The sequence below is a fragment of the Flavobacterium riviphilum genome, from assembly GCF_055231795.1.
In genome coordinates this window covers 1-2,004 of record NZ_JBUYSY010000037.1, presented here as the reverse complement: position 1 = coordinate 2,004, position 2,004 = coordinate 1, and the positions used below count along the sequence as shown (strand labels likewise).

The window sequence follows — 2,004 nt, the reverse complement described above, 5'->3', positions numbered from 1 at the left end:
TCTTCGTCCGTATTTAAGTCATTGAATGATGATATTGAATTATTTGAAGTTTGGAAAAAATGGAATGACAAAGGCATCAAATCAATCGAAGAGTTAGGTGCTTTTAAAAGAGTATGGAAACTAAAAGTAAGAAATGTAACATTTGAAGAATTCTATACTAAAACTGCTTCGCAAATAAAGAATGCAAGTGGCAATAAATTTGCACCTGAAATTTATGAAGCATGGGCAAAAGGTAAAGGACATGAAAATGATTTAAAAAAAGTATATAGAAAATTCGGTCTAGATCCTGCTAAAGAATATCCACCATGTGAAGGTGTTTGGGGAGTTGATCAAAGAAAAGCTCCTTCAATTGATGAAATCCTTGATAGATTTCAAACAAGAGAAGGCTTAGGTGGCGGTTATGCTGGTGTTGTACCTCCAAATTCAAGTTATACAATTTCATCACGTGCTTTAATGGAAAATTATTCCGTATTAGTTGAAGAAGGCAAAGAATATTTCTATTATAAGTTTAAAATGAAATCTGTACCTTCGAGTTTAGTATTTGAATATGGAGAAGCAATTCCGTGGTTTGACGAATTAGGTGGTGCAATACAAGTAAAAACATCTAATTCATTTCAAAATCTTTCCAAAGAAATAGAAATCTTGGAAACATGGAAAATGAAAAATGGCGTTTGGGAGCAAGTAATTAGTAAACTTTGGACTAAAATTGATGAAACTGAAGGTTTATTTAATGGGCGTCAAGCTACTTATTATGATATTAATGTTACCTATCAAACAAGTAGACCAAGAGCTGGTGTTGCTCTTGTTGATAATAATATTTTAGAATTCCACTTAAATATTCCAGAAAAATTGCAAGGACAAGGGATAGGTACTGAAATATTTAAAAATGCTATTGCTGATTATGCTCCTTCAAAAGTTAAAGGATGGTGGAAAGTAAGCGATATTTATACTGGCGAAGAATCTATAAATCTGACTATTTTTAAACAAAAAATCAAAGATGGCCTATCTCCTAAAATGGCTGCTTTTGAGACGCCAACTGGTAAAATATTAAAAGCCAATAATTTTGATGGAGAAGTAGAAATAATTAAAAATACTACTGAAGAAGTTATTATATATTTTAATCCTAAATTATAAAAAATGAGATTCTTCTACATAATAAATAAAGATGGAAACCTAGTTGAGTTTGGAAAAATATCTTCAGAAAGATTTAATTTACTAGAATCAATAAGTCAAACTATTGCAATAACACCTTTCCTAGAGCCTATACAATGCGAATTAGACGTTACTAAAGTTGAAAAAAAGATAATTGATTTGTTAAAAAAGCGAAAGTCTATTCATTTAGATATTGATTATATAGGAAATTTTCATAAAGATGATGTCTTTGAAATAAAAATATTTAAAAATGAAAAGTTAAAACTTTGTAATAGTGGCTTTGACAATCATATTATATTTTTAATTAATATTTATGATAGCCTTTTAAAATCTCAAGAGCCTTATAATCTATTGTTTTCAAATAACATTATGGAATTTAATAATTGGTTAGAAGAATACAAATTATCTATTCACTCTATCCCGTATATGAAAAATATGAATCTGGAATTTGCTTCTTATACATTTTTCGATGGCTTAAAATCACATCAAGTAATTAACCAATATGATAACTGGTTAAGCTCAACAGATCATTCCATATGGAATAATTCATATGTAGAAGTTAAAAATAAAAGAATTTATATTGTAAAAGAAAATGTAAAAGTATTATCCACTTTTAGATATTTTGATAAAACAGAACTTGAGTTATTAGCTAACAAATATAATTTCAAAATAAAAGAAGAAAATGGGATTTATTATGCTTACGCAGAAGATCATAGTTCTAGACAATTTGAAATTTCTGAAAATAACGAATTAACTGTTATTTATTGTATGGAAGGTGGAAATATGCCCGAAAGTATTTTTATCTATGGAGTATTTGAGAAATAAATAAGATGCAACTAAATCTCAGCTGCA

The 2,004-nt window shown here is 28.3% G+C and carries 2 protein-coding genes; both read left to right on the top strand.

The features are described 5' to 3' along the window. A partial coding sequence (locus tag ACZIX2_RS14175; RefSeq protein WP_463340747.1) for a hypothetical protein occupies positions 1-1,134 on the top strand: 1,134 nt, incomplete at its 5' end. 3 nt (positions 1,135-1,137) lie between these two features. Then, positions 1,138-1,977 (top strand): hypothetical protein, encoded by an 840-nt coding sequence (locus ACZIX2_RS14170; RefSeq protein WP_463340746.1) that lies wholly within the window; start codon positions 1,138-1,140, stop codon positions 1,975-1,977. The last annotated feature ends 27 nt before the right edge of the window (positions 1,978-2,004 follow it).